Annotated in this window: 14 protein-coding genes and 1 tRNA gene; 14 read left to right on the top strand and 1 reads right to left on the bottom strand. The window is 33.7% G+C overall.

Translation table 11 applies throughout. The features are described from left to right. Nucleotides 1-23 precede the first annotated feature (23 nt). On the top strand, nt 24-1,067 hold the full coding sequence (locus BWZ20_RS05595) for an NAD(P)/FAD-dependent oxidoreductase (protein ID WP_076621272.1): 1,044 nt from the start codon (nt 24-26) through the stop codon (nt 1,065-1,067). A 55-nt stretch (nt 1,068-1,122) separates the two neighbouring features. On the opposite strand, the gene BWZ20_RS05590 is transcribed toward BWZ20_RS05595, so the two are convergent. Beyond that, nucleotides 1,123-1,530: a DUF983 domain-containing protein gene (locus BWZ20_RS05590; RefSeq protein WP_076617453.1), complete on the bottom strand. Its 408-nt coding sequence runs from the start codon at nt 1,528-1,530 to the stop codon at nt 1,123-1,125. 111 nt (nt 1,531-1,641) lie between these two features. Here BWZ20_RS05590 and abc-f point away from each other — a divergent pair, with 111 nt between their 5' ends. The 13 genes from abc-f (at nt 1,642) to BWZ20_RS05525 (ending at nt 19,737) form a co-directional block, all read left to right on the top strand. Continuing rightward, nucleotides 1,642-3,549, top strand: a complete 1,908-nt coding sequence (gene abc-f, locus BWZ20_RS05585) for a ribosomal protection-like ABC-F family protein (protein WP_076617451.1) — start codon at nt 1,642-1,644, stop codon at nt 3,547-3,549. Between the two features lie 138 nt (nt 3,550-3,687). After that, nucleotides 3,688-4,812, top strand: coding sequence for an efflux RND transporter periplasmic adaptor subunit (locus BWZ20_RS05580; protein WP_076617448.1), 1,125 nt, complete (start codon nt 3,688-3,690; stop codon nt 4,810-4,812). Beyond that, nucleotides 4,812-8,012 (top strand): efflux RND transporter permease subunit, encoded by a 3,201-nt coding sequence (locus tag BWZ20_RS05575; RefSeq protein ID WP_076617445.1) that lies wholly within the window; start codon nt 4,812-4,814, stop codon nt 8,010-8,012. Before BWZ20_RS05580 ends, BWZ20_RS05575 begins: the two co-directional genes overlap by 1 nt. Beyond that, the gene (locus BWZ20_RS05570; protein ID WP_076617441.1) at nt 8,002-9,318 is read left to right on the top strand and encodes a TolC family protein; all 1,317 of its coding nucleotides are present in this window, start codon (nt 8,002-8,004) and stop codon (nt 9,316-9,318) included. Before BWZ20_RS05575 ends, BWZ20_RS05570 begins: the two co-directional genes overlap by 11 nt. 13 nt (nt 9,319-9,331) lie before the next feature. Beyond that, entirely contained in the window at nt 9,332-9,514 is a 183-nt protein-coding gene (locus BWZ20_RS05565; RefSeq protein WP_076617438.1) for a CPXCG motif-containing cysteine-rich protein, read from the top strand. 130 nt (nt 9,515-9,644) lie between these two features. Further along, nucleotides 9,645-10,487 carry a Two component regulator three Y domain protein gene (locus tag BWZ20_RS05560; RefSeq protein WP_076621271.1) on the top strand — a complete coding sequence of 281 codons (843 nt, stop codon included), beginning with the start codon at nt 9,645-9,647 and terminating at the stop codon, nt 10,485-10,487. Between the two features lie 116 nt (nt 10,488-10,603). Beyond that, nucleotides 10,604-10,676: transfer RNA gene (locus BWZ20_RS05555), tRNA-Met, on the top strand. A gap of 382 nt (nt 10,677-11,058) precedes the next feature. Continuing rightward, nucleotides 11,059-13,431 (top strand): sigma 54-interacting transcriptional regulator, encoded by a 2,373-nt coding sequence (locus BWZ20_RS05550; RefSeq protein ID WP_076617435.1) that lies wholly within the window; start codon nt 11,059-11,061, stop codon nt 13,429-13,431. Between the two features lie 176 nt (nt 13,432-13,607). Continuing rightward, complete coding sequence (locus tag BWZ20_RS05545) at nt 13,608-14,018, top strand: hypothetical protein (protein ID WP_157358328.1); 411 nt, start codon at nt 13,608-13,610, stop codon at nt 14,016-14,018. After that, nucleotides 14,015-15,880, top strand: coding sequence for a PAS domain-containing sensor histidine kinase (locus tag BWZ20_RS05540; protein ID WP_083677160.1), 1,866 nt, complete (start codon nt 14,015-14,017; stop codon nt 15,878-15,880). The genes BWZ20_RS05545 and BWZ20_RS05540 overlap by 4 nt, the downstream gene beginning before the upstream one ends. Continuing rightward, nucleotides 15,873-16,307 (top strand): response regulator, encoded by a 435-nt coding sequence (locus tag BWZ20_RS05535; RefSeq protein WP_083677159.1) that lies wholly within the window; start codon nt 15,873-15,875, stop codon nt 16,305-16,307. The genes BWZ20_RS05540 and BWZ20_RS05535 overlap by 8 nt, the downstream gene beginning before the upstream one ends. Nucleotides 16,308-16,321: 14 nt before the next feature. Further along, nucleotides 16,322-18,274: a T9SS type A sorting domain-containing protein gene (locus tag BWZ20_RS05530; protein WP_076617430.1), complete on the top strand. Its 1,953-nt coding sequence runs from the start codon at nt 16,322-16,324 to the stop codon at nt 18,272-18,274. Nucleotides 18,275-18,276: 2 nt separating this feature from the next. Next, nucleotides 18,277-19,737, top strand: a complete 1,461-nt coding sequence (locus BWZ20_RS05525; RefSeq protein WP_076617426.1) for a hypothetical protein — start codon at nt 18,277-18,279, stop codon at nt 19,735-19,737. Nucleotides 19,738-19,980: the final 243 nt, after the last annotated feature.

The following is a 19,980-nucleotide window of genomic DNA, read 5'->3' as shown; positions in this document are numbered from 1 at the left end:
ATCTTTTTGATAATTTCGCAAATGTGAAACAAGTTGATTATATCATAGTAGGTTGTGGTTTAGCTAGTATCGCCTTTTGTGAGCAGCTACGAACTAACAATAAATCATTTATTGTTTTTGATGATGGTTCACAGCAGTCATCTATTGTGGCTGCAGGTTTATATAACCCTGTAATTTTAAAACGGTTTTCAGAGGTTTGGAAGGCAAAAGAGCAGTTAGATATTGCATTGCCTGTTTACAATAAAATTGAACAAGATTTAAGTATAAAAATTGACTATAAACTTAGAATTCTTAGAAGATTTTCTTCAATTGAAGAGCAAAACCTATGGTTTAGTGCTTCCGACAAACCGAAACTAGAACCATTTCTTTCAACAGAATTAGTTAAAAATAATAATGACGCTATAGACGCACCATTTGGATTTGGTGAGGTGCTACACGCAGGTCGCTTAGATACTAATGCACTCATAGACGCTTACAAGGATTATCTAAAACAAATTAAAAGTCTTAATGAATCTAGTTTTATCTATGAAAAACTACAAGTTTTACCTTATAGTCTGATATATGGTGATATAGAAACTCAACAAATAGTTTTTGCAGAAGGTTTTGGTGTAAAGAAAAACCCTTACTTCAATCAAATTCCTTTAAATGGCACAAAAGGTGAAGTTTTAATTATTAAAGCACCAAAACTTAATATTGACTACGGAGTAAAGTCTTCGGTCTTCATTATTCCTATAGAAAATGACTTATATGCTGTTGGAGCAACCTATAATTGGGCAGATAAAACCAACCAACCTACAGAAGAGGGTAAACAAGAACTTATTTCTAAACTTAAGACGTTTTTAAGATGTGATTTTGAAGTCGTTCAACACTTAGCAGGTATACGTCCAACGGTAAGAGATAGAAGGCCTTTGGTCGGAAGACATCCTGAACATCAAAATTTATACGTATTAAACGGATTGGGTACTAGAGGTGTTATGATCGCACCTTATGTGGCCGATAAGCTTTACCATTTTATAGAAAATAACGAGCCTTTAGATTTAGAGATTAACATCGATAGGTTTGCTTAGTAGACAGTAGACAGTAGACAGTACGCTGCTTTCGTGATTAATCGCGGCTAGATAACTAATCTTTGCTTTGCGACTTTGCAACATTGTGAGCCAACTCTTTATCGTATTTCATAAAAATATTAATCCAAATATTTCTAGAAAGTCTCATAATCACAGGAAATAAGAGCGCTAAGGTTAGTACAATACTAATAAATGCTGTTGTAATTGAGGTTTCAAAGATTATGTAAGTTGTTATAAACGCAGCAACCGCAAAAGCAATACCTACACCATAACTCACATACATAGATCCATAAAAAAAAGAAGGTTCCATCTGGTATTTAGTATTGCAATGAGAACAGTGATCATGCATTTTTATAACCTTAGAAATCACATAAGGATTTGTATTTACATACATAGATTCTTGATGACATTTTGGGCAAACACCAAAAAGTATACTATATAATTTCATTCCTTTTCGTATCATGACTAAATCCTTTACTTTTACGTTTTTTAAGGCTTACAAAGATAAATTATTGCCTTTCAACCATTGTAACAATTGTAACATTTAACACAGTTGTTCTTATGAAATTTAATTATGTTAAACATCCATAATCTATCCATATCATTTCAAGGAGAATACTTGTTTGAAGATATTACATTTAAACTTGGCGCTGGAGATCGCATTGGTTTAATTGGTAAAAATGGAGCTGGTAAATCTACAATGCTAAGAATTTTAGCCAAAGAACAAGAATCAGATTCTGGACAAATTGCAGCAGATAAAGACTTAAAAATTGGCTTCCTTAAACAAGACATCGATTTCGATTTTGGTAAAACCGTTTTAGAAGAATCTTATGAAGCTTTTAAACAGATTAAAGCGTGTGAAGCGAAGCTAGAAAACATTAATACTCAATTAGCAGAGCGCACAGATTACGAAAGCGAAGCTTATAACCAATTAATGATTGATTTGAATGACATTCAACACCAATACGAAATATTAGGTGGTTATAATTATCAAGGCGAAACCGAAAAAATTCTTCAAGGTTTAGGTTTTAAGCGTGAAGATTTCAATAAGTTAACAGATACCTTTTCTGGCGGTTGGAGAATGCGTATTGAACTTGCTAAACTATTGCTTCAAAATAACGATTTACTACTGTTAGATGAGCCTACAAACCACTTAGATATAGAATCTATTATCTGGTTAGAAAACTTCCTAAAAACATACCCAGGTGCAGTTGTAATTGTATCGCATGATAAAATGTTTTTAGATAATGTAACCAACAGAACAATTGAAATTTCATTAGGAAGAATCTACGATTACAACAAACCTTACACAAAATTCCTTGAGTTAAGAAAGGAAATGAAAGTGCAGCAATTGGCAGCACAAAAAAATCAGGAAAAGCAAATACAGCAAACCGAAAAACTAATTGAAAAGTTTAGAGCCAAAGCCTCAAAGGCAACAATGGCACAATCGTTAATTAAAAAGCTTGATAGAATTGAACGTATTGAGGTTGATGAGGATGATAACAGTGTAATGACTTTAAATTTCCCTGTGTCTATAGCACCAGGAAAGGTCGTTGTTGAGATTGAAAATGTATCAAAGCATTATGGCGACCTACAGGTTTTAAATAATGTGAATCTAACTATACCGAGAGATGTAAAAACAGCATTTGTCGGCCAGAATGGTCAAGGAAAATCTACATTAGCAAAAATCATCGTTGGTGAATTAAACCACGATGGCAAGGTGAATATAGGTCATAACGTGCAGATAGGCTATTTTGCGCAGAACCAAGCAGAATATTTAGACGGAAATAAAACCGTTTTAGATACCATGATTGATGCTGCTAATGAAACCAATCGTTCTAAAGTACGAGATATTTTGGGTGCATTCTTGTTTAGGGGTGAAGAGGTAGAAAAATACGTTAGAGTTTTATCTGGTGGTGAGCGTAACCGCTTGGCATTAGCAAAATTATTGCTTCAACCATTAAATGTCTTAATAATGGACGAGCCTACCAACCACTTGGATATTAAGTCTAAAAACGTATTAAAAGAGGCACTCAAAAAGTTCGAAGGCACGCTAATTTTGGTCTCTCACGATAGAGATTTTCTTCAAGGGTTAACACAAACCGTTTACGAGTTTAAAGACCAAAACATAAAAGAATACCTTGGCGATATCGATTATTATTTAGAACAACGTAATATCGAAAACCTTAGAGAAGCCGAAAAACGCACCATTATTGAAGATAAGCCTAAGGAAAGCAATAAAAAAAGCTATAAAGACCAGAAAAAAATAAAAGCACTAAACAATAAACTTAGTAATATTGAAGCTAAAATCAACCAACTAGAAAATGCCATTAAAGAAGATGACTTTAAACTAGAAACCGACTATGATAAAACAGCGTCAGATCCAAAATTCTTCGATACTTATCAAAGCAATAAAAAGGAATTAGCTCAGTTAATGGAAGATTGGGAAGATATAACACTTCAAATAGAGGCACTAGCTTAAACTTAAACCTTATTACCAAAAACGCTTCTCTCATAAAAAGATGTTGTTGTAAGCTTTTGAGTTAACATTAAGATTATTTTAACGACTTAACGCATAACATAAAAGTAAATTTGTAGATTATTTACCACCATCATTATTATGACCAGAAAAATAATTCTTTCAATTTTAGGCGTTGCTTTAATTGTAGGCGCATTTCTTTCTGCAAACTATCTTATAGCCAATAAAAATAAACCAAAACCTGTAGTGCCAAAAGTGGTTAAAACCGTTTTGGTAGATACCGTTAAAAATACTACAGTCCCAATAATAATTTCTGCTAACGGTAATCTCATCGCCAAGGAGCGTGTAGAATTGTATTCTGAAGTGCAAGGTGTTTTTAAATCTGGAGCTAAGCTTTTTAAACCAGGCCAAAAATTTTACAGAGGTGAAACACTTATTAGCCTAGATGCCTCAGAGTATTATGCAAGCGTACAATCGGCAAAAAGTAATTTGTACAACAGTATTGCTGCTATTATGCCAGATTTAAGACTAGATTTTAAAGACGTATATCTTAAATGGCAAACCTATCTTAATAACTTCGATTTAAACAAAAGTACACCGCAATTACCTAAAATATCTAGCGAAAAAGAAAACTACTTTATCACAGGTCGTGGTATCGTAAGCGCTTATTACAACGTTAAAAATCTAGAACAACGCTTAGCTAAATATAGAATAACAGCACCTTTTACAGGGATTTTAACAGAAGCCTTAGTAACAGAGGGGACGCTCATTAGAAGTGGTCAAAAGCTTGGAGAATTTATTAATCCATCGGTTTATGAGATGCAGGTCGCTGTAAGTAAATCGTATGCAGACGTTATAAAAGAAGGCGCTAAAGTAGAGTTAAGTAATTTAGAAAATACAAAAACCTATAAAGGAGTCGTAGCTCGAGTTAACGGAAGTATTGATGCAACAACCCAAACCATTACTGCGTTTGTCGATGTTGAGCATAAAGATCTAAAAGAAGGCATGTATCTGGAAGCCAGACTAGATGCTGAAAACGTTGAGGACGCTATTGAGGTTGATAGAAATTTACTTTTAGATAGTGAAGAAATCTATGTTATAAAAGACAGTATTTTAGATGTAATTGCTGTAAAGCCAGCACATTTTTCTGATAAAAAGGTGGTCTTAAAAAACGTACCAAACGGAACGGTTATACTAAAAAAGCCAGTACCTGGAGCCTATGCTGGTATGCAAGTTAAAGCCGCAGCAACCGATACTGATAAGTAATGAGAAAGATTATTGAATATTTTATAAGTTATCACGTTGCTGTAAACGTTTTCATTCTTGCGTTTTTTGTTTTTGGTATTATTGGCGCATTATCTCTAAAATCTTCGTTTTTCCCACTTGTAGAATCAAAAATAATCAATGTTGCTATTACCTATCCTGGTGCTTCGCCACAAGAAATAGAAGAAGGCATTGTGCTTCAAATTGAAGATAACCTAAAAGGCCTTAAAGGCATTGATAGAGTAACTTCAACATCTAGAGAAAACAGCGGAACAATAACCGTTGAAATCGAAAAAGGTGAAAATCTAGATTTTATGTTGCTCGAAGTTAAGAATGCTGTAGATCGTGTACCATCATTCCCAACAGGTATGGAGCCTTTAGTTGTGTCTAAACAAGAAGCCATAAGAGAAACCATTTCTTTTGCTATTAGCGGAAAGAATATCCCTTTATCTACATTAAAGCAATTGGCTAGGCAAGTAGAAACCGATTTAAGAGCCATAGATGGAATTTCTCAAATTGAAATTTCTGGATTTCCAGATGAAGAAATAGAAATTGCAGTTAATGAAATCGATTTGCTGGCTTATAACCTCACATTTAATGATGTTGCTACTGCAGTAGGCAATTCAAACATTCTGGTAACTGGTGGCAATGTCAAGACCGTTGCCGAAGAATATCTAATTAGAGCCAATAATAGAGAGTACTACGGAAAGGAACTATCTAATATTATAGTAAAAGCGTCTACAGATGGTAGGGTGGTTCGTCTTAAAGATGTAGCAATTATAAGAGATCGTTTTTCTGAAACACCAAATGCAACTTATTTCAATCAGGAATTAGCAGTTAACATCTCCATAACTAGTACTAATAACGAGGATTTAATAAGTTCTGCGGATAAAGTAAAAGAGTATATTGAAGAATACAATCAAAAATACTCTAACGTACATCTTAGTGTTGTTAGGGATTTATCAATTACACTAAATCAAAGAACGCAATTACTTACAGAAAACGCCATTGTAGGTATGTTGTTGGTTTTAGTGTTTTTATCCATTTTTCTTAATACCAGGCTGGCATTGTGGGTAGCCTTTGGTTTGCCTATTTCATTTTTGGGCATGTTCATCTTTGCAGGTCAGTTCGATGTGACTATCAACGTATTATCACTCTTTGGTATGATTATCGTTATTGGTATTTTGGTAGATGATGGTATTGTTATTGCGGAGAATATCTACCAGCATTACGAAAAAGGAAAGAAACCTATACAAGCCGCAATAGATGGTACTTTAGAAGTTATTCCACCTGTGGTTTCTGCAATTACAACAACGGTTTTAGCGTTTTCATTATTTTTCTTTTTAGAAAGTAGAATTGGAGAGTTCTTTAGTGAGGTGTCGGTTATTGTAATTTTAACGTTGGTGGTATCGCTTATTGAAGCGTTAATTATTCTTCCTGCCCATTTAGCACATTCAAAAGCATTACGAATTAAAAAAGAAGAGTTGCACAGCAAAAAATCGTCTAATGGTTTTTTTGCTTTTATGAGAGGGTTAAATAGATCTGGCGATCGTTTTATGTCTTATTTAAGAGATAGAGTTTATGCGCCAACATTACGGTTTGTAATGGAATTTAAGTTATTGGCACTAGGTATTTTTGTGGCGCTTTTAGTACTTACATTTGGCTCCCTTGGTGGTGGTATTATTGGTGTAACGCTTTTTCCGAGAATAGCTAGTGATTCTGCAAACATAGAATTGGTAATGCCTGCAGGTACAAATGTTAGAGTTACGGATTCTATCATTTCTATGATTGAAGAAAAATCATTTATCGTTAATGAAGAACTTACCGAAAAGTATCTAAAAGGCACAGGAAAACAATTGTTTGAAAATACTATTGTATCTATAAACAGTAGTTCTTCTGCCAACCTAAGAATCAATTTATTACCAGGTGAGGAACGCCCAGATGAAATACAATCTTTTTTAATTACAAAACGATTAGAAGAATTGGTTGGTCCAGTTATTGGTACAGAACGTTTGATTTATGGTAGTGGAGGAAACTTTGGTGGTAATCCGGTTTCAGTATCGTTATTAAGTAACAATATTGAAGAGTTAAAAGCATCTAAGGACGCTTTAAAAAACTATTTACAGTCTAACCCTTTATTGAAGGATATTGGAGATAACGATCCTGCAGGAATTAAAGAAATACGATTACAGCTTAAGGAAAGTGCCTACTTATTGGGTCTAGATTTAAGAACCGTTATGGCACAGGTACGTTCAGGGTTTTTTGGTGTTCAGGCGCAACGTTTCCAACGCGGACAAGACGAAATTAGAGTTTGGGTACGCTACGATAAAAACAACCGCAGCTCCATAAACGATTTAGATGATATGCGCATTGTAACACCAACAGGTGAGCGTGTAACGCTAAAAGATATAGCCACCTATAGTATTGAGCGTGGTGACGTAGCCATTAATCACTTAGAAGGTAAACGCGAAATCCAAGTCTACGCTGATTTAAAAGACCCAAGTACAAGTAATACAGATATTTTAGAAGATATTCAAGAGAATTTTATACCAGAGTTACAATCTAAATATCCAACCATTAATGCGTCTTTTGAAGGACAAAGTAGAGAAGCTAATAAATTGAATACTTCTTTAAAAGCTGCCGGAATCCCTATTTTAATCTTAATCTATATTACAATTGCATTCACCTTTAGAAGTTACTCTCAACCTTTATTGTTAATACTTCTAATTCCCTTTAGTCTCACAGCTGTGGCTTGGGGACATTGGTTGTTAGGTTTTCCGGTTAACATATTATCCCTTTTAGGAATTATAGCTTTAATAGGAATTATGGTCAACGACGGATTGGTACTTATTGGAAAATTTAACAGCAATCTAAAAGAAGGAATGTGTTTTGACGATGCACTTTCCGAAGCTGGTAAATCGCGTTTTAGAGCAATTTTTCTAACATCATTAACAACAATTGCCGGTTTGGCACCACTGTTATTAGAAAAGAGTAGGCAAGCACAATTTTTAAAACCCATGGCAATTTCTATTTCGTTTGGTATTGCCTATGCTACTATTTTAACATTATTAGTATTGCCACTATTCTTGTCATTCAGTAATAATATCAAGAAAAACACAAAATGGTTGGCAACAGGTAAAGCCATTACAAAAGAAGAAGTAGAACGAGCAATAAAAGAACAAAAAGAAGGTAATGAGCACTAAAAAAGTCTATATAATCTTGGCAGTTTTATGTAGTGTAAATCTACAGGCTCAAAATATTTTAACAAAAGAGGAAGCAGTTTCTAAGGCTTTAGAGCATAATTATGGAGTACAGATTGCCAAAAATGAGGTTACCATAGCAGAAAATAATACAAGTATTTTAAATTCTGGGTATTTACCAACAGTAACGGGTAATGCAGGTGCTACATACAATTTAGATAATACGGAAGCTGAATTTGCCAACGGAGAAAGCACCATTTTAAATGGTGCCGAAAGTTCTCGGTATAATGCAGGTGTTACCGTTAATTACACGTTGTTTGATGGCTTAGGAAGACGTTATAATTACAAGCGTTTAAAAGAGCAATATCAATTAACAGAGTTACAAGCAAGAGAAACTATTGAAAATACAATTATTCAGATGTTCTCGGTCTATTATAATGTGGCACAATTGTCTGATAACTTAAAAACTCTACAAGAAACTCTAAAAGTTACCAAAGACAGATTAGTAAGGGCAGAATATCAGTTTGAGTATGGACAAAATACCAAACTCGAAGTATTAAATGCTGAAGTAGACATTAATAATGACAGCATAAATATCATCAACATAAAGCAACAACTAAAAAATGCCAAGCGAGATTTAAAATTGGTTTTAGGTGAAACATTCACAGAAGATTATAACGTAGAAACAAAAGTAGATTTTACATTACAGTTTCAAAAAGATAGTTTGTACCAACAAGCAAAAAAACGTAATACCGCTTTACTTCAAACAGAAAAGAATATTGAAATTAGTAAGTTAGATATTAGTTCTGGTAAGTCTGCTTATTTACCAACAATTGGTCTCACTGGCACATATGGATGGAATACCAACAATAATAATGCAGCTGCCTTCGTAGCTGTATTAACAAACACAGGATTATCTGGCGGGTTAAATTTAAGTTGGAATCTCTTTGATGGTGGTGCAACGATTAATAGGGTAAGAAATGCTAAAATTAACCTTGAAACGCAACAGCTTCAAAAAGAAAATATATTATTGAGTATTGAGCGCGACTTCAATAACGCTTGGGATGATTATATGAACAAGTTAAATATTTATAACATTCAAGAGAAGAACATCATTACTGCACAGAACAACTTTGAGAGAACTCAAGAAAAATTCAAAATAGGTCAAGTTAATTCAATAGAGTTTAGGCAAGCGCAAATTAATTTATTAAATTCAGAATTAAGCAGAAGCCAAGCTAAGTACGACGCTAAATTGGCAGAGCTAACTTTACTTCAAATTAGCGGAGAATTACTCAACGTTCAGTTTTAAAAACCGTATACAAATGGAAGAATATTTTTTTCAATGTCCTTATTGTTGGGAACAAATATCTATGCTTGTAGATGTGTCTCAAAAACAGCAGAGCTACGTTGAAGATTGCGAAATTTGCTGTAATCCAATACAAATTTCTGTAGTTACAGAAGCACAACAAATAGTTGATTTTCAGGCCGAAAACTTAGAACAGTAGATATTTTTAACACGCTATAAATTAGTGTTTTACGAATCTGAATATGCAGTTCGTCGAAAAAATTTGCAGTTTAAAGTATAAGTGTCTACATTTGAATAGTTTATGTGCCCCTCCACAAAATCTAGCTATTATGAAAACTTTAAAATTAACGCTGCTATGTTGTTTGCTTCCTGTTTTTACGTTTGCCAACGTTTCTCAAAGTCAAAAAGATGCATTAGTAGCACTTTACAATTCAACTAATGGCGATTCTTGGAATACGTCTTGGGATTTGGACCAGCCAGTAACAGAGTGGTATGGTGTCACTATTGAGAATGATGAAATAGTTGCTATTGATCTAAGCTTTAATAATCTAAAAGGTAATCTGCCGAGTGAAATAGCTGGTTTATCTTCTCTTAAAAAATTAAACTTAGCCTTTAATAAGTTAGAAGGCGTCCTACCAGAAGCACTAACGGATATGATTAATTTAGAGACGCTTCAGTTGTTCTCTAATAATTTATCAGGATCCATTCCAACAGATATCGGTCATTTAAAAAATTTAAGAATTTTAGAGCTTTACAATAATAATTTTTCTGGAGAAATCCCAAATTCAATAGGAAACCTTAGCAAACTTGAAATTCTAATTTTAAGTAGCAACCAACTTATAGGAACGCTACCCAACGGCATTACTAATCTAAAATCTCTAAGAATATTAAGTTTGTTTGATAATAGTTTTTTAGGAACCTTACCGAGCTCAATAGGGGAGTTAACTCAGTTAGAAGAGTTAGTATTATCTAATAATGCATTTTATGGCAATTTACCAAACGAATTGGCTCAATTGACTAACCTTAAAACACTGTTGCTTAGCAACAATGGTTTTAAAGGAAATTATGCGGCTTTAAAAGATAAATTGCCAAATATTGTTGACTTTGATTTAGACGAAGTAAACATGAAAGGTGCGCTAGCAACATTAGATTCTGAAGAGGATGACGATTAATATTATTTTTTGCCAGATAAATGAGTTAGAAAAAGTGTTCAAATAAAATGAGCACTTTTTTTTTAGTATAAAAACTTGCTAAAACTAAAAAGCGTTGTATATTTGCAGTCCAATATCGCGGGATAGAGCAGTAGGTAGCTCGTCGGGCTCATAACCCGAAGGTCACTGGTTCGAGTCCAGTTCCCGCTACTAAGGCCAAACACTTTTTGTGTTTGGCTTTTTTGCTGTCTTATTCTGTATGTTAGCATTCAAAATAATACCATGATTTATAATATCTAATCCTGTAAATTAATAAATGAGAAAGACATGCGTTTTTCTTTATTATATATTATCGGGCCAGTATTCAATTATTTCTTTCGGCAATTTTATGATGCCACAAGTAACAAAAGTTAGAGTATATATTCCATATGCGAACTGCTAAATGTCGCCAAATTTTTCACTTGCAATTGTAATTACTAGCCTGTAAAACATCCAATTAAAAAAAAATTTGTAAATTAAATAGGATATAAATTCTACAGTTATTAGATATTAATTGTACCAAAAAATTTTTTGCCCATTAAACCAACCTAACATGAAAGATCTACAAAAAAATAAGCCACCTAAAGTAAAACCGCAAGATTTAGAAGAGGACTATTTTTTAGAGATATTTAAGTCTAGTCCAGCCGCCAAGGCATTATCTGAGTTTGATAGTGGTGCCATAGTAGATGTCAATGAATCATGGGAGAACTTTACAGGTTACAAACGCTCAGAAGTTTTAGGTAAGACAGGTGTAGAATTAAATATTATTAACCCCTCTAATTTAGAGAACTTACAAGAGATGCTCAGTGAGTCTGCTTTAATAAGATCTCGCAAAATAGAAATTTATAATAAAAATGGAAATAAAGCATACGGGCTTGCTACATTTCAATTATTAGAAAATGAAAATACCAAACTAGTACTTACATCAATTGTAGATATTGGTGACCTTGTAAAATTAACCAAAGAGCTCAAAGTATTAACAAATTTTTCTAACCGTCTCTTAGAAAGCGTTTATGAGGCCGTTTTTATACTCGACAAAGACCTAAAGTGTATAAGAATTAATAAAGCCTTTAAGGAATTAACAGGTTATGTAGAAAAAGATGTTATTGGTAAGAAAGCACCTTTTCCGCACTGGCCACTCGAAGAATACGACAACATTAAGCAATACTTTACAGCGTTTTTATCTGGTGGATCTAGTAGAGGCCAACTTACCTTTAAAAGAGTTAATGGTGAGCGCTTACAAGTTCGTATTTCTACAACAGAAATTTTGGACGAGAATAATAAGTTACTTGGCTATGCATCTACGGCTGTCGATATTTCAGAACAAGTAAAGTATCAAAACTCATTGATTGCCAAATCAAAAAAAGCCACAGAAAAGAAAAACTCCATTTTAAAGTTAATCAATCTAAAGGACGAAAATATTGACGAGTTTTTAAAAGAGGTCACATTGATCTCTTCAAATGTACTTGAGGTAAACCGCGTGAGCGTTTGGAAATTTAGCGATAATCAAACAAAAATAGAATGCATAAAAGCATACCATTCAGAGCAAGAAGAATTCTTAAATAATGCCGTACTAAAGACAGAAAATTATCCCAATTATTTTGATAAGTTATATGAACAAAAAATAGTAATGGTAGTTGACGTCGCAACTAATGATGCCATTAACGAAGATTACAAAAAAAATTATTTAAATAAGTTTAATATACGCTCCATGCTAGATGCTTTTATAATGGGATCAGAACAACCCTTTGGAGTTATATGTTTTGAGCAAATGGAGCAAAAGCGTCACTGGACACCAGAAGAAGAACAATTTGTAACCACAGTAGCAAGTGTTATTTCCTTAGCCTTAGAACATAACCATCGTAGAAAAGTACAAGAAGAACTAGAGCATACTAACAAAAAATTAAAATCATCACTAGCAGAACTAAATAGTTTAAAGAACGATTTAGAACGTCAAAATGTATATCTGAGAGAAGAGATTGATCTGGTATTTAATTATGAAGATATGGTTTATGGCAGTGCACTATTTAGTAATGTATTAACCGATGTAGAGCGCGTAGCTGATACCGACGCTACAGTCTTTATTTATGGCGAAACAGGTACAGGTAAAGAATTAATTGCCAGAGCTATTCATAACAATAGTGATAGAAAAGAGAAACCACTTATAAAGGTAAATTGCGCTGCAATACCAAGAGAGTTAATAGAGAGTGAACTATTTGGGCATAAAAAAGGATCATTTACAGGAGCATTTAGTGATAAGGACGGAAAATTCAAGCTTGCAGATGGTGGCACACTCTTTTTAGACGAAATAGGAGAATTACCATTAGAAATGCAACCTAAACTACTTAGAGCAATACAAGAGTTTGAGATTGAGCCTATTGGAGACTCAAAAGTGCATAAGGTAGATATTAGAATAATTTCGGCCACGAACAGAAACTTAAAAGAAGATGTTAAGCTTAAACGGTTTAGAGAAGACTTATATTACAGAATTAATGTATTTCCTATTCATGTACCACCTCTTAGAGAACGGCAGGAGGATATACCTATTTTAATCGAACATTTCGTCAATAAATTTTGTAAAAAATATGGAAAGACTATTAAATTTATATCACAAGAAACCAGAGATGCACTCTACAACTACGATTGGCCTGGCAACATACGCGAGCTAGAAAACCTTATTGAACGCGCTGTAATTTTAAGTAATAAAAACGCTCTGGTTGTTCCAGGATTTGCCACGTCCAATAAAGAAAACCCAGTTGATTTGTCAACATTAAGTCTAAACGAGGTACAACGCTTACATATTAAGCAAGTATTAAAAAAGTGTAATTGGAAAATTGAAGGCTCTAATGGTGCAGCCGAAGCTTTAGATATAAAACCAAGTACGCTAAGAGACAGGATGAAAAAGCTAGGAGTCGCCAAATCCTAATCACGGTATTTCGTAAATAATACTTTTCAAAACTATAAGCCCACGCTAAATCGTGGGCTTCTTTTTTTTAGATAAAAAAATAAATATAAGAGAATCAATGTATTACATCTCTTTTGTATTAAAAATTTGTCCTTGGCATAGCATTGGTAAAGGAAAGTGCAACAAATAATTTACACGTGCCAATTACAACAATTTATGATTTTGAAACCGTAAGACTATGGATCGATGAAGGGATTCTGTTTTGTCAATTTTTGAATACAAGTATGAGCTATAAATTGATGGAAAAGGATGTTGTCAATTATCTAAAAACCATAAAACAACTTACTGAGGGTAGAAGTGTTCCTATGGTCGTAGATCTGAGAAACGTAGTAGGAAGTTTTTCCGTAGAGGCGGTTAAATTAATCAGCAATAATGAAGCCTTTCAACAAAATACAACACGCCAAGCATTTGTAATAAATACATTACAAAGTAAACTGCTCGTGCTCGCTTTTAAAAGAATTTATGAACCTCACAAACCATTTAGAATTTTTGAAGATGTAAATAAAGCAATGGAGTATTGTGCAGAGGATAACGATACAGGAAAATGAAAGTACAAAAACTTGAAAAAATAAAATTCGAAGAAATTAGTCTTGAGGTTTTAAAGGTGCTAGGGATGCATCTAACATTTACCATTACAGATAATGTGGGTCGTGTAATTTATGCAAACGATAATTACTGCAATCTTATCGGTAAACCAAAAAATTCTATCCTTGGGTACGGAAACGATATTTTAAAGTCTCATCTAAGTACTGATAAGGTATATAAAGAATTGTGGAGTGCCATAAATAACGGTCATTCTTGGAAGGGTGTTTTGTGCCATAAATCTAAGGATTGTAAGAATCTTTGGTTAGAAACGGCAATATACCCTATGCAATCCCAAAACGATAATCAGAAATATATTTCTATTTACGAAAACATTACAGACTATTACGAGCTTCAAAATATTTCTGACACAAGAGTAAGGGAAAATAAAGTTGCAATTAAAAATATTAGTGACATAACTATAGCCATCAATAGTAGAGCAAAAATCTTAAGAGCAACGGATAACGAAATAAGTAAAGACTACGATAGTATTGTGGGATCTTACGTATATGATTTCTTGGATAAGGATTATCACGATGCTATCAGGTCTAAAATAAAGGAAGTCTTTTCTAATAAAATGCCTTTAGATTTTCAATTTACATCATGTGCCAGTAGTTCTGGTAATCAGCTTTACATTTCATATATAGAACCCGTATTTAACAAGTCTGGCGAAGTTACGCATGCTAATATAACTACAGAGGTAAAAACAAAAGATGTAAGAATTTTGAAGCGACTTAAGGACATCGAAACCAAATATAAAGCTGTTTTAAAGTCGTGTGAGTTTGGTATCATCATTGTCACTGATGAAGATGGTACTATAAAAGAATGGAATAAGGGAGCACAGCTAGCATTTGGTTATACGGAGTCTGAGGTTATAGGCAGGTCTTTGACTATGCTCATTTCCAAAAAGTATCTAGAAGAAGGCATAAAAGAACTCTTAAAAATTAAAGAAACTACAGGTGGTCATACAAGAGGTGAAACCACTGAACTAGTTGGGTTTAAAAAAAATGGTGAAGAGTTTCCGGTAGAACTGACGATTCACGAATGGTATTGTGGCAAGGATCGTTATTTCTCGGCTATAATGCTTGATGTTTCTAAGCGAAAAAAGCTAGAAAAACGTTTAATACAAAAAACCAAAGATCTAGAGTTATTTTTATACCGTTCTGCACACGATTTAAAAGCTCCTATATCCTCTGCAGAAGGCCTTATTGAGTTAATAAAACATGAAGATATAGATGACATTACCAAAGAGCTTTTAGAAATGCTCAGTACTACATTAGACCAAGGAAAACTTCTATTTAATAATCTCGCCTTTGCTGCCTCTATTTCTGAAAAGAAAAATGAACTTAACATCATAGACTTTGAAAAGGAAATTAACAAAGTATTAAAAATGTTAAGTGGGCTAGATAATTACGAGCATATCGATTTTCACATTGAAATTGAGCAGACCAAAAGATTTTTATCAAACAGAGAATTGTTTTGTTCAATATTACAGAACCTCATTCAAAATGCCATCATTTACAGTAAAGCACCAAGTGATGATTTTTGTCCCAAAATTAATATCGATGTAAAACAGATAAATAATCAGGTACAACTAATCGTATCAGACAATGGTGTTGGTATAAGTGATAAAAATAAAGATAAAGTTTTTGACATCTACCATAGAGCAAGTAACGAAGGTAAACAAGGCACCGGACTTGGCCTATATATCGTAAAATGTATTGTAGAAGACTTGCAAGGCTCTATTACGGTAGATAGCCAATTAGGTGTTGGCACCACCTTTAAAATAGCAATCCCAAATCAACAAAAACATAAACAAAATGATTAAAAACGTTATGATCGTAGACGACAATAAGATCGATCTATTTGTTACAAAAAAGATTATTGAAAAATATAATCCAGAGATAAAAACCAGAAGTTTTACTAATGGTGATTCTGCACTTTACTTTCTTCAATTATGCCATAAAGACTGTGGGTCCGATGTATTGGCTGTACCAGAACTGATACTGGTAGATATAAATATGCCACAAATGGATGGTTTTGAATTTTTAAAAAAGGTAGAAAGACATTTTAATGGACAAAGCACAAAATTTAAAATTTATATGTTAACCTCATCACTGTATGCAGAAGACATATCCAAAGCTAAAAATAATACGCTATGTGCTGGTTATTTGTGTAAACCGTTAACAGTAGAAAAGTTTGCTAAGGTGTACGAAGAACACTTGAGCAACATGCAGTATAAGAAAACATCTTGAAGAAAACTTTAGATATGACAAAAAAAACTACTATAGTAATAATGCTCTTGCTATTATTTCAAGAGCAGGTTTTGGCGCAAATAAGTAATCTCGGCGATTTTAAAATTGTTTCAGGTACAGAAGTAAGCTTCACGTCTAATTATGAGAATTCAGGGAATCATAATTCTGATGGTAATCTTTATCTCAGTTCAAATTTTGTAAATAATGGTACTACGACTTCCAATGGTGGGACAACATTTTTTAAGAGTATTACCAACGATAATCAAGAAATTACAGGGTCAACAAATCAAATCAACTTTTACAATTTAGAGGTTGATATAACATCACCATCAGCAAAAGGATTGTCTATTGCAGATGCAATAGGATTACATCTTGGGAATTCTCTACATATTAAAAATGGTGATCTAAGACTTTTGGGTGAGTCACAACTAATTCAGGCTAACTCAGGATTAGACATCAACACCATTGGATCTGGAAAATTACTTATAGATCAACAAGGTGATAGTTCGGTTCACAGATTTAATTATTGGTCTTCACCAGTAAATCGCACAGGAGATTTCTCTATTTCTACGTGTGTTTTTGATGGTACAGATGCCAGCCTTAATCCATTCAGTCCGCAACCTGTAGGTTTTAACAATGGATTTCCTTACAATGGTTTACCATCTGTTACCGATGGCAGCGGAAATGTTACTACACCACTTACCATTAACAAATATTGGCTTTACACATATGCTATGGGTAACGGAACGTATGCAGATTGGTTGTCTATAGATGAAAATTCAGTCCTCAGCCCAGGACAAGGGTTTACAATGAAAGGTACTGGTGCATCTGCATCTCAACAGAATTACGTATTCTATGGTGATGCAAACAATGGTGATTACAGTTTTAGTATAAACTCTGGTGAAAGTGCTTTATTAGGTAATCCGTATCCATCAGCATTAGATGCTCAGCAATTTTTAACTGACAATGCTAGTGTTGTTAATGCGCTTTACTTTTGGGTAGATGGAGGGTCTAACTCACACTATTTAACAGATTATCTGGGTGGTTATGCCGTAAGAAACCTCACAGGCGGTGTAACACCATCTGTAGCATCGTCTTTAATAAGCGGAATCGGTAATTCAGGGACAGTAACAGCCCCTTCTCAATACGTATCCGTAGGTCAGGGCTTTTTTGTTCAAGCTTCAAACTCTGGTACAATTCAGTTTAATAATGCCCAAAGAATTTTTAAAACCGAAAGCGCTTCAGAAACCACATTCTATAGAAATAGCGAGAGTATGACCAATACAAATAAATACATAAGAATTGGTTACGAAGATCCTGAAGGTTTTCATAGACAGTTATTATTGGGCTTCATGCCCAACTCACAGGCAAACGAGAATTACAACCATGGTTATGATGCTCTAATAAATGGATTAAGGGAAGATGATTTATTCTTTGTAATAGAAGATGATATCAACAGTCCATTTGCCATTCAAGGTGTTGGAGATTTTAACGAGCAAATGGAATTTGATCTTGCACTAAAAGTTTCCGAAACAGGTACTCACAGTATAATGATAGATACCTTTGAGAACTTTGATCATCCTATATTTCTGCGAGACAATTATACGAATACTGAGTACGATTTAACAGTCGCTAATTATGAATTTAATCCACAACAAGGGGATTTCTATGATCGCTATACACTAGCGTTTCTGCCAATGAATACTTTAGATGTAGAAGAGAATACTATGTCTAAACCCAAGGTGTACTATAATGGTGTAGATGCTATTGAAATTTATAACTACCAACGCGCAACTATCGATAAAATAGAAATTTATAATGCGTTAGGACAATTGCTTTTAACAAAGGTAAATGGTATAAATGATAGTGAAAGAATCAGTATTCCATTTGCAGAAAAAGAAGGCGTATATATCATTTTATTAAAAACAGAAAACACCCAAATAACTACAAAAATTTTAACCTACTAATTATGAAAAAGCTTAATTCTAAACTAATTTTAATTACATGTTTAGTTTTGATGTTAACCAGCTATAGTGCTATGGCACAAGTTGGTATCGGAACTTTAACACCAGATGCATCTTCGATGCTCGATATTAATTCTACATCAAAAGGATTACTAGCACCAAGAATGACTAGTGTTCAACGATTGGCCATTACAAGCCCTGCAAACGGCTTATTGGTATTTGATACAACAGATAATGCCTTCTATTTCTATGATGCCAGTCAATGGACTAAGATTGATTCTAAAGTCAGAAATAATCATAAATTAATTAAATCTGTAACCGACTTAAGCGATGAGCTAACCAATGGTGGTGGTGCAGAGTATCTTTTAGATGAAAACACTTTTTATGAAATTAACGGAACTATAAACCTAGCTTATCCTATTAATCTTAATAATGCCATTGTTTCTGGTATGGACACCTACGAGGATGTTTTAATTAAAACAGGTGGCACCATGTTTTCTAGTACAAAAGGAGGTGTGCTAAAAAATGTAACGCTTTCTGCTCCAGGAGGTACTGTTTTTGGACTTAACGGTACAACTTCCCAAAATCTTATTGTAAGAGATGCTGTTATTGCAAACTCTAATGCAGTTGGTGCTATTGCAGGCTATAAATTGGTGTTTTTTAGTATCGTACAATTTTTAAATAACGCTAATGGCCTTACATATACAGATATTACTGATCTTTTAATTAGCAATACAGGATGGCAATCCAATAACTCTGGTACTTACGAAACGTACACAGGTACTTTTGAGTTTATACAAAAACAAGGTGGGTTTATGGTTGTCAATGGATCTGCAAAAGGTATCGATGTTAGTAATAGCCCAACAGTACTAAATGCTGTTCTTACTGGCGTGAGTTTTTCTGGTACCAGTAGCCAGTATGTAGATGGATATACGGTAGGTACATATACAGGATATAATTTTAATAATTCGTGGAATGTGAATTGCCCAGGAATACCAGTAGAATCAGACGAGGTTAGTGGTGGTAACATCTACTACGATGGCACTATCACAACAGGTTTTGTTCAATCGGTTACTAATAACAGTCCGTTAAACTTAAGAGGAAACAGTAATTCTAATACCACAACTTTAGTAAATGCTTTAAGAACAATGTCAACTCAAGACAATAGAATAACGTATACCGGAAAAAAAACGAGAACATTTCAGCTCAATGCAGCATTATCTATTAGAGGCAACTCTGGCGTTGGCGATTTTTACGCCTTTTTTATTAGAAAAAACGGCTCTACAACATTGACAGAAACAAATACGCTTATGCGTGTAAACAATACATCAGACATATCTAGTAACTCAATATCAGGAACTGTTGAGCTTGCACCAAATGATTATATTGAAATTTGGGGACAACGGCTAACAGGATCAGGAACAACATCCATAACTGTATTTTCGTTAAACTTAACTATTAAGTAAATCGTTTTAAGCTTATTTAAGCTTCAAAAAGCACATTAAAATTCTTCATTGCAATTTTAATTTTTGTGTTAGTTATAAAGCTCCAATTTTGGAGCTTTATTTTTTTATTTAATCACAAGTAAAAAAACAATTAGTGATTTTAAACATTAAATAAAATGAAAACTAATGGTATTGTTAATTTGGTTTGTTAAGATGACTTCCATTTTAATAAAAATGAGAAGTTTCTAATACTAAAAAGATAAC

The organism is Winogradskyella sp. J14-2 (assembly GCF_001971725.1).
Lineage (GTDB): Bacteria > Bacteroidota > Bacteroidia > Flavobacteriales > Flavobacteriaceae > Winogradskyella.
This window is presented reverse-complemented; position numbering and strand designations above follow the sequence as displayed.

Coding starts and splice junctions, on each gene's coding strand:
- BWZ20_RS05590 (WP_076617453.1), bottom strand. CDS start 1,530: ATGATACGAAAAGGAATGAAATTATATAGTATACTTTTTGGTGTTTGC.
- BWZ20_RS05565 (WP_076617438.1), top strand. CDS start 9,332: ATGGAAGAATATTTTTTTCAATGTCCTTATTGTTGGGAACAAATATCT.
- BWZ20_RS05560 (WP_076621271.1), top strand. CDS start 9,645: ATGAAAACTTTAAAATTAACGCTGCTATGTTGTTTGCTTCCTGTTTTT.
- BWZ20_RS05535 (WP_083677159.1), top strand. CDS start 15,873: ATGATTAAAAACGTTATGATCGTAGACGACAATAAGATCGATCTATTT.
- abc-f (WP_076617451.1), top strand. CDS start 1,642: ATGTTAAACATCCATAATCTATCCATATCATTTCAAGGAGAATACTTG.
- BWZ20_RS05580 (WP_076617448.1), top strand. CDS start 3,688: ATGACCAGAAAAATAATTCTTTCAATTTTAGGCGTTGCTTTAATTGTA.
- BWZ20_RS05540 (WP_083677160.1), top strand. CDS start 14,015: ATGAAAGTACAAAAACTTGAAAAAATAAAATTCGAAGAAATTAGTCTT.
- BWZ20_RS05525 (WP_076617426.1), top strand. CDS start 18,277: ATGAAAAAGCTTAATTCTAAACTAATTTTAATTACATGTTTAGTTTTG.
- BWZ20_RS05550 (WP_076617435.1), top strand. CDS start 11,059: ATGAAAGATCTACAAAAAAATAAGCCACCTAAAGTAAAACCGCAAGAT.
- BWZ20_RS05570 (WP_076617441.1), top strand. CDS start 8,002: ATGAGCACTAAAAAAGTCTATATAATCTTGGCAGTTTTATGTAGTGTA.
- BWZ20_RS05530 (WP_076617430.1), top strand. CDS start 16,322: ATGACAAAAAAAACTACTATAGTAATAATGCTCTTGCTATTATTTCAA.
- BWZ20_RS05575 (WP_076617445.1), top strand. CDS start 4,812: ATGAGAAAGATTATTGAATATTTTATAAGTTATCACGTTGCTGTAAAC.